The sequence below is a fragment of the Mesorhizobium sp. P3_A8 genome (assembly GCF_056402995.1).
The window spans coordinates 19402-28033 of sequence record NZ_JBFUGI010000027.1 but is presented as its reverse complement, the minus strand read 5'-3'; the positions used below and the strand labels follow the sequence as shown (position 1 = coordinate 28033).

7 protein-coding genes and 1 pseudogene are annotated in these 8632 nt (G+C 65.0%); 6 read left to right on the top strand and 2 right to left on the bottom strand.

The features are described from left to right. Nucleotides 1–241, top strand: a pseudogene (locus tag AC1DX4_RS34610) (IS110 family transposase); the annotation flags it as partial. A 45-nt stretch (nucleotides 242–286) separates the two neighbouring features. Here the strand turns inward: AC1DX4_RS34610 and AC1DX4_RS34605 are convergent. Further along, complete coding sequence (locus AC1DX4_RS34605; protein WP_477224607.1) at nucleotides 287–1567, bottom strand: glycoside hydrolase family 5 protein; 1281 nt, start codon at nucleotides 1565–1567, stop codon at nucleotides 287–289. Then, nucleotides 1564–2733, bottom strand: a complete 1170-nt coding sequence (locus tag AC1DX4_RS34600; protein ID WP_477224606.1) for a DUF1972 domain-containing protein — start codon at nucleotides 2731–2733, stop codon at nucleotides 1564–1566. Before AC1DX4_RS34600 ends, AC1DX4_RS34605 begins: the two co-directional genes overlap by 4 nt. A gap of 425 nt (nucleotides 2734–3158) precedes the next feature. Here AC1DX4_RS34600 and AC1DX4_RS34595 point away from each other — a divergent pair, with 425 nt between their 5' ends. From AC1DX4_RS34595 to AC1DX4_RS34575, 5 genes are all read left to right on the top strand, one after another. Next, on the top strand, nucleotides 3159–4340 hold the full coding sequence (locus AC1DX4_RS34595; RefSeq protein WP_477224605.1) for a glycosyltransferase family 4 protein: 1182 nt from the start codon (nucleotides 3159–3161) through the stop codon (nucleotides 4338–4340). Beyond that, entirely contained in the window at nucleotides 4337–5638 is a 1302-nt protein-coding gene (locus AC1DX4_RS34590) for an MATE family efflux transporter (RefSeq protein ID WP_477224604.1), read from the top strand. Before AC1DX4_RS34595 ends, AC1DX4_RS34590 begins: the two co-directional genes overlap by 4 nt. Before the next feature lie 3 nt (nucleotides 5639–5641). Further along, complete coding sequence (locus AC1DX4_RS34585; RefSeq protein WP_477224603.1) at nucleotides 5642–6886, top strand: GNAT family N-acetyltransferase; 1245 nt, start codon at nucleotides 5642–5644, stop codon at nucleotides 6884–6886. A 16-nt stretch (nucleotides 6887–6902) separates the two neighbouring features. Next, nucleotides 6903–8114 (top strand): GNAT family N-acetyltransferase, encoded by a 1212-nt coding sequence (locus tag AC1DX4_RS34580; protein ID WP_477224602.1) that lies wholly within the window; start codon nucleotides 6903–6905, stop codon nucleotides 8112–8114. Between the two features lie 102 nt (nucleotides 8115–8216). Continuing rightward, entirely contained in the window at nucleotides 8217–8525 is a 309-nt protein-coding gene (locus tag AC1DX4_RS34575) for an EthD family reductase (RefSeq protein WP_477224601.1), read from the top strand. The last annotated feature ends 107 nt before the right edge of the window (nucleotides 8526–8632 follow it).

Genomic DNA, 8632 nt, shown 5'->3' with positions numbered 1-8632 from the left:
CCCAAACGACAGCGGACAAAAGCAAGGCTACCGCAAAATCCGTGGCGGGCGCCCTGATGTCAGAACCGCGCTGTTCATGCCAGCCCTGCGCGCCGCAGCTGGAAGGGGCGAATTCGCACCCTTCTACAAACGCCTCGTCACAAACGGAAAAAAGCCAATGGTGGCAATCGCTGCCGTCATGCGAAAGATCATCGTTACCCTAAATGCAAGACTAAGGGACGCCGCCATTTCTCAGAGTTGATGACGAAGAGAGGGAGGCGCTCAGCCAATCGCCACGATCCACGATCTATTCCGCCGGCATCCTCAACCCAAGCGCCTCGACCATCGCCGAATCCAGCGCGCGGGTGGAGCCGTCCATCATGCCCATGCCGTCGAAGAGGTCCCAGAAGGCCCAGGGGAAGCCGAACGACTCCGCGCTCTGCCGGACATCAGCGATATAGCGGGCGCGGTCGGGGTTGGGGGCGGCGATATAGTGGGCGTCGGAGCGCAGCGCGCCGAATTCGCCCATGATGATGCGGTCAGATGCGATGCCATGGGTGTCGGCCCAGGCGCGCGCCTGGGTGAGATATTTGTCGATGAACCAGCGGTCGGGCTGGGCGTCGAAATAGACCTTCAGCACGCGCTCGGTTTCGGCATAGGCGGCCTTTTTGTCCGCTTCGGAAGTCTTGGTGTCCTGAGCCATGCGTGCCCTGACGGAGGCCAGCGTCTGTTCGAGCGAACCGGCGGAGGCCGGCCACGGCACATTGTTCAGCGCGCGGTAGACGGGTTCGCGCATCCACGGCGCGCCCTGGTGGCTGAACAGATAGGGTTCGTAGAAATGGAAGGTGAACAGGATCGGCTCGAAGGATGCCAGCGGCGCAGGATCGAGTGCCACCAGCCCGCTCACCATCGAGCCGCAGCCGCCGGTGACGACCAGCGGCAAGGTCTGGGATTGCGCCCTGGCCGCCGTCAGCAAGGCTGCCTGGACGTTTGACCAGACGTTGGAATCGCAGGACTGCGGCGGTTCGTTGACCGGCTCCAACGCGACCATGCCCGGCGTGAACCGCTCCAGCCTGCCGGCAAGCTCGCCGACCAGCCCGCGATAGGCGGTGAATTCGGGTGCGGCGGTGCTGGAGACCATGCGGTCGGGGTTCCAGTAGTGGGTGGCGCCGTTGGCCTGGACGTTGACGATGATGCCGAGACCGGCGTCGAGTGTGGCGGTGACGGCGGCGTCCACCATGTCCAGCAACTTGCCGCGCGTGGCGGCGTCGGCCGCCAGGAACGGGCCGGGATCGATGGGCAGGCGGATGAAGTCGAGCCCGGTTCGGCGCAGCCGACCAAGGTCGTCGGATGTCGGCACCGGCCGCTGCGACTGGAAGGGCGGCCAGTCATAGTCGGTGCGGGGTGCCGGAAACTCACGCGTCAGCGCAAACCAGGGCCAGGCGTTGACGCCGCGGCGGAACCGCCATTCGCCGCTGGCGGCAAGGGCGGGCGGCGTGGACGAAAGCGGCGCCAGCACCGCCGCGGCGGGCACCAGCGCCGTCGACAGCGCGGTGGTGATAAGCCGCCGGCGGGACCAGCCCGTCATACCGCGCCGGGCGAGGGACGGTCGATCGCGGCGGTTCTTGGGGCGCTCACGCCGAGAAGCCGGTAGGCTTCGTTTTCATAGGCCAGCAGGACATCGTCCCAGCGGAAGGCTTCGCGGGCACGCGTCCTGGCGGCTTCGCCGCAGGCTTTGACCAGTGCGTCGTCCTCCATCGCCTGCTGCATGCGATCGGCGCAGCTCTGCGTGTCGGTGAAATGGATGGCGGCAGCACCCGCGACCCACCTGTTGTAGGGATTGTCGTGCGCGATCACCATGTTGCCGGCGGCCAGCGCCTCGACCAGCGACGGGTTGGTACCGCCGACCGTGTGGCCATGCATATAGGCACGTGCGTGATACCTCAGTGCTTTCACCGCCGCCTGGTCGTAGATGGCGCCCGGCAGGACCACCGAGGCATTCGCCGCCTTGCGGACGGCGACGTGATAGGGAATCTGGTCGGACAGCGTGCCCAGCACCACCAGCTTCATGTCGCGCTTCCGGCTGCAGAAGGCTTCGACGATCGGCAGGATGTTGTTGTCGGGCTCGATGCGCGCGATCGAGATCAGGTATTTTCCGGGCTCGAGGCCGAGCGCACGCACCGGCGCCTCGGGCGCCGAAGTCACCGGGTCGGCGCCATAGGCGATGGTGGTGATGGCGCTGCGCGGCCGGCGCGTCGCCAGATGATCGGCAATGACAGGATGATCGGCGACCAGGCGGTGCGAGGCCCAGGCGCCGATCCACTCATTGAGCCAGAACCAGGTGCGCGCCGCGCGCCCCCATTTGGGGCGGCGCCATTCTATGCCGTCCATATTCGTGATGATCTTGCGCCGCATCAGCCTGAGCCAGGTCAGGAAGACCGCGCCATTGTAGCCGAGCACGAGGCAGACGCCGGGCCGGCGCGCAGCGTCGAGCACGCATTGCCAGTCGAATTCCAGCGTTGCGCGCGGGCCCTTCGAGGCGACCTGGATGTGGATGAGGTCGATGCCGTTCCAGGTTTCGGTGCGCACCCTCTGGTCGACACGCTCGACCTCCTCCTGGCAGTAGACGCCGACCTTCCAGCCGCGCCCGACCAGAAAAAGCGCCAGCTTCTCGGCGAAGGTTTCAAAGCCGCCATGGGCGGCAGGAATGCCGCGCGTTCCCAGGATCAGGATGGCAGGCTGTTCCGATTTCATGGCTGCTGGCACTTTCAAGTCCGCCCGATCCGCGATGCGCGGCTGTCCCATTTCAAAACCGCCGCCTTGCAAGATGCCTGCCAGGCCCGATTCCAGCCATTATCGCATCCGGGTTGTAAAATATTTCTTCCAAACGCCCGGGTTGTTTCATTATCGGTCAACCTTCCCAACGTATGTGTAGCGAAACGAGGCAATGCCGGGCCGGTTGGCCTGTAAATGGATATATTAGAACGGCATAATCCTTGCAAATGGACTTCTGCGCGTCGGAATCGGCGGAAGGCGTGCAGCTTTGGTGTGGTGATCCGGGTTCAACATCCGTTTCTGACCACACTGACAACGAGGGAAGTCCAAAGGGGTGTTGGCTTGAAGTTTCCGGTCGCCGATAGCGTCAGGCGGCGGAATCGTCTCACCACCCTGACAGAAAGATGCATGTGAAGATGCGGATTGCTTGCATCCATCAGGGTTACGAACTCTACGGTTCCGACCGCAGCTTCGCCGAGAGCGTGGCCGCGTTGCGCGCCGCGTTTCCGTCGGCCGACATCGAAGTGGTCTTGCCGCGCAGCGGACCGATCGTCGAAATCCTGGAGCCTCATGCCAGCCGCATCGTCTTCGAGCCGCTCTGGGTGCTCAGGCGCCAAGCGATGCTGAGGCTGGCAACCGTCGAGATGGCGCGGCTGCCGGTGGCGCTGTGGCGGGCCTCGCGTCGCCTGCGCGATTGCGACCTCGTCTACGTCAACACCTCGATCGTCGCCGACTATGCGCTGGCCTCGCGCCTGCTGCCCAGCAAGGCATTGCTGCACATCCATGAAATTCCCGAAGGCGCGCTGCGCCGGATCCTCGTCGGTCTGATGCACTGGAGCCATGCCGACCTCATCTTCAATTCGAAAGCGACGCGCGCCACATTCGGCGAGCCCAGATCCGCGCGCTCCTACGTCGTCTACAATGGCGTTGCCGGTCCGGCGACGGCGCAAGCGATGACCTATGACGGCAAGCGCCCGCTGCGGGTGCTGCTGCTTGGCCGCATCAACCGGATCAAGGGCCAGGAAGTGCTTTTGCAGGCGATCGCCTCGCTGCCGGCGGAGCTGAAGTCGCGGATCGAGGTGCGGCTGGTCGGCGGCGCCTTCGAAAGCGTAGAGCGTGAGCATGCGCTGGCCGAACTGGTCGAGACCATGGGGCTGGCCGGACAGGTCAGCGCCTTGCCCTTCGTCTCAGACCCTTCGGAGCATTATCGCTGGGCCGACATCGTCACCGTGCCGTCGCGGCGTCCTGAATCGCTCGGCCGCGTCGCCATCGAGGCGATGGCCTATGGCCGTCCGCCACTGGTGTCGGCGATCGGCGGGCTGGTCGAAGTGGTCGCCGACAACGAGACCGGCTGGCATGTTCCGCCAGGCGATGCGGCGGCCCTGGCCGCGAAATTGCAGCAGATCATCCTCGCCCCTGAAGCCTGGCGCGGTTTTGTCGCCGCCGGGCGCAAGCGCTACGAGACGATGTTCAGCGAGCCGGTCGCGGCCGCGGCGATCGCCGCGATCGCCACTGAGAAGCTGAAGGCGGCCATCGCAAGGCCGGGCAGGGCGGCAAGCACGCGCCAGGCGGAGACACGGCCGTGAAGTTCCCGATTCAGCTGGTGCGGCGCCTCGTGCTGATGATCGGCGGCGAGGCGATGCAGAGCGGCTTCCACTTCGCCCTCAACATCATGCTGCTGCACATGCTGTCGGCGCAAGGCTACGGCCTTTTCGCCATCGGCATGGTGATGGGCGGCGTCGGCCTGTCCTACATCAGGTCGCTCACCGCCGTCCCCGCCTCGATATGGATGAGCAAGAGCGTCAACAGCGCTGGCGTCGATGCTTATGACGTGGCCTTTGGAACGGCGGCGCTGGTGGTGGCGTTGCTGATGGCCGTCGGCACGGCTGTTCTGATGCGTCTGCTGGGCGACCCGAGCGGCATTGCCGCCGGCTGCTTCGTCGGCGCGTGGTCATTGCGCAGCCATATGCGCACGGCCTTCTTCGCGCGCCGCCAGCAGGTGATCGTCTCCATCAGCGATGCCGCTTTCACCATCGCCGGCACCGTGTTCGCCGGCCTGGCGATCTGGTTCGCCGGGGCCGCGCTGCAGACCGTGTTCTATGCGCTTGCTGCGGCCAATGTGGTCGGCATTTTCGTCCTGGTCCGGCTGGCGCGTCGCACGATCCGCATCTCCTTCCGCATGCCGACGCGCCGGCGCTATGCCAGGCTGTGGCGCCAGCTGTGCTGGTCGGCGTTCAGCGCGACCACCACCAACATCCAGGGGCAATGCCTGGCGCTGCTGGTCGCGGGCATTGCCGGGCCTGCCGCCTATGCACCGCTGGCGGCGGTGATCGTGCTGTTCGCACCGCTGCGCATCATCAGCCTTGCTTTCGTGAACATGACGCAGCCGGAGCTCGCCAAACTGATGCGGCTGGGCGAAACGCGCCGCGTCTGGGCGCAGGCGAAGATCTGGTCGGTGGTCATGGGGCTCGGCGGCCTGGCCTATGGCTGCGCCATCCTGTTCGTTCTGCCGATGATCAAATCCCAGGCTCTCCAGGATGCCTCGGTTGGGTTCATCGGGCTTTTCGTGACGGTGAATTTTATCCCGATCATGCTCTACATCATGCCCCGCATCGTGCTCGAGATCCTCGGCGATTTCCGGATCGTGGCCTTCATCACCTTGGGCGGCGCGATCGTCGGGCTGGCGCTGATCGCGATCCTGCTGGCAATCGCGTCCCCGCCCTGGGCGCTGCTGGGTTCGGCGGTCTCCGAGACCTTCGTGCTCGCGGCATCATGGTATTTCGTGCATCACCGCATGTGGAACATCGAGCACCCGGACCAGCAGCGTAACAGCCGCCTGGGCTCCTGGCGGCGGGCGGTCACGTTCGCCGCGGCAAGACGATAGGAGATGGATTTGGCAGGCCAGGCAATGCAAATTGCTGCGGTGGACGGCTTGCCCGAAGGGGAAGCCTCCCATCCTGTGACCGTTCCCGCGAACGACGCCTACACGGCGCGATTGCACACAAGTCTCGAAGCGGTCAGACCACTCTGGCTGCGCTTCCAGGAAAGCGGTGTGTGCACCGGTCACCAGAATTATGCGTGGGCAGAGGGGATCGTCGCGGGGCTGATGCCGCAAGGTGCCGAACCGCTCATCGTCGAGGTGAACGACGCCACGACGGGCGAACCCAGGATGCTGGTGCCGCTGATGCGCCGGCCGGCATTCGGCCATCGGGTGATCGAATGGCTGAGCTGTGGCGTCAGTGACTATTCGGCACCGCTGCTGGCCGATGCGAGGCCGTGGACCACACAATCCGCACAGGCCGCATGGGCCGCGGTGCGCTCCGTGCTGCCGCCGGCGGACCGGTTCCACATTACGGGGATTCCACCGGAGATCAACGGCGTCGCCAATCCGCTTGCCTTGCTCGCGGCGACGCGCGATTCCCTCCAGACCACTTTCGGCCTCGCCATTGACGGCGATCCGGACACGGTCCTCAAGCGCTTGTGCAAGCCCTCCTTCGTCAAGGAATTCGGCAAGGACTGGCGCCGGCTCGAACGGCTCGGCGATGTGGAACTGGTCGAGGCCGGCACGCCGGCCGAGGTGGAGCGTATCTTCGGCGAACTGGTCCGGATGCGGCTCAGCCGCTTTCGCGAGCTTGGCCGCTTCGACCTGCTGACGCAGGAAAAAGTCGTCGATTTCTACCGCAACGCCGCTGTTCGCGGCCTTTCGGACGGAGCGGTGCGGCTGTTCGGGCTGCGCGTGGCCGAGGCTCTGATCGCGGTCCAGTATCTTCTGGTTCATCAAGACACTGTTCATGCTCTGCTGATAGCTATGGACCAGAGCGTCGTGCCCAATGTCTCACCGGGACTTGCGATCATGGGCAGGTTGATGAGCTGGGCACGCGAGCGGGGCTTTGGCTATTTCGACCTGTCGGTCGGCAACCAGAGTTACAAGGCAAATATGGGCGCCAAGGGTTCGGTGCTGGTCGAACTCTGCCACGGCTACACGATGCGAGGCAAAGTGGTGAGCACCGGCATCGATGTCCGCAACCGGACCGAGGCCTTCGTGCGCTCCAACCCCCGGCTGCTCAATGCGGCCCAGGGACTGATGCGGGGTTTGCGGCGTTCGCGTGGAGGACGTTCAAGGCAGGCCTGAACGACGGGAGACGTAGGTGGCAGGCCAGGCAATGCGAATAGCTGAGGTGGTGGATGTACAGGGCCAACCACTGTCCCCGGCTGTTGCTGTCGCGCGCTACAAAGCGCGGCTGCACACCAGCTTCGACACCGCAAAGCCCCTCTGGTTGCGCCTCGAGGAGACCGGCCTGTGCACCGGCCACCAGGGCTTTGCCTGGGTGGAAGGGATCGCCAAACGGCTGATGCCCGAAAACGCGGAGCTGCTCGTCGTCGAGGTCAACGATGCCGCCACGGGTGCGCCGGTCATGCTGCTGCCGCTGATGCGCCGCCGTGCTCGGGGCCATTACGTGATCGAATGGCTGAGCGGCGGCGTGTGCGACTACGCGGCGCCGCTGCTGGCCGATGCGAGACCCTGGACTAGGCAGAGCGCCGACGACGCCTGGGCGGCGGTGCGCGCCGTGCTGCCGCCGACGGACCGCTTCCACATCGCGGGAATCCCGCAACAGATTCACGGCGTCGACAATCCGCTGGCGCTGCTTTCGGCGGCGCGCGACTCCATCCAGATCGCCTCGAGCCTGGCCCTGGACGGCAATCCGGAGACGCTGATCAAGCGCGTCTGCAAATCGTCCTTCGCCAAGAATTTCCACAAGCACTGCCGCCGCTTCGAACAGCTGGGCAAGCTCGATCTGGTCGAAGCCGAGACGCCTGAATTGGTGGAGCAGCAGTTCGCCACGCTTCTGGAGCTAAGGCTCAACCGCTTCCGCGAGCTCGGGCGTTTCGACCTCCTGACGCAGGCGCCGGTCGTCGAATTCTACCGCAACGCCGCCCTGCAAGGCCTGTCCGACGGCTCGGTGCGGCTGTTCGGGCTGCGTGCCGGTGAAGCCTATCTCGCCGTCATCTACGTGCTGGTCATGAAGGGCACCTTGCACGCGCTTCTGCTCGGGATCGACCAGGACGCGGTTCCCAACGTCTCGCCGGGCCTGACGACGATCGGCAAGCTGATGGTGTGGGCGCGCGAGCAGGGGCTTGGTTATTTCGACCTGTCGGTCGGCAGCCAGGGCTACAAGCAGCATATCGGCGCTTCGAGCGCGGTGCTGGCCGAGGTGTGCGAGGCGGTGACGCTGAAGGGCAGGGGTTCGACCGCCTATATCAAACTGCGCGGGAAGGCCGAGCTTTTCGTGCGCTCGAAGCCCGGGCTGTACAAGGCGGTTCAGGGCGTGATGCGCCGGTTGCGGCGATTGAAGAACTGAGGCTGCCGTCCATGCTCCTTTGCCTTAGCAGGGAAGGGCGGATTGACAAGCTCCCGGCAAAGTCATCACGCTCCTGCAGCGCAACGATTTCGGGAGGCAATGATGGCAAGCCTGGTGGTGATGTACGGCACGCCTGGGGATCCTGCGGCATTCGATGCCTATTATCGCGAAAAGCACATTCCGCTGGCCAAGACCATTCCGGGATTGCGGCGCTACGAAATCAGCCGCGGCCCTGTCATGACGCCGGCGGGACCAGCGAAGGTCTATCTGATCGCCACCTTGCAGTTCGACGACCTGGCCGCCATCCAGAATGCATTCGCCAGTGCCGAGGGGCAGGCGGCTGCAGCCGATCTGCAGATCTTCGCGACGGGTGGCGCCGATATGCTGATCTTCGAGAGCGAGGCTGTCTGAGACGAGGGCCGCTCGGCCGTGGCGTTCTCGCCGAGATATTTCAGCCGCGGCTTGACGGCGCTAGCGCTCCCGTCCACGTTCTGACATCAGACAGTCGTTCGACGTGA

Excerpts from the sequence above, each read along its gene's own strand:
- AC1DX4_RS34605 (WP_477224607.1), bottom strand. The coding sequence starts at position 1,567 with ATGACGGGCTGGTCCCGCCGGCGGCTTATCACCACCGCGCTGTCGACG.
- AC1DX4_RS34600 (WP_477224606.1), bottom strand. The coding sequence starts at position 2,733 with ATGAAATCGGAACAGCCTGCCATCCTGATCCTGGGAACGCGCGGCATT.
- AC1DX4_RS34595 (WP_477224605.1), top strand. The coding sequence starts at position 3,159 with ATGCATGTGAAGATGCGGATTGCTTGCATCCATCAGGGTTACGAACTC.
- AC1DX4_RS34585 (WP_477224603.1), top strand. The coding sequence starts at position 5,642 with ATGGATTTGGCAGGCCAGGCAATGCAAATTGCTGCGGTGGACGGCTTG.
- AC1DX4_RS34575 (WP_477224601.1), top strand. The coding sequence starts at position 8,217 with ATGGCAAGCCTGGTGGTGATGTACGGCACGCCTGGGGATCCTGCGGCA.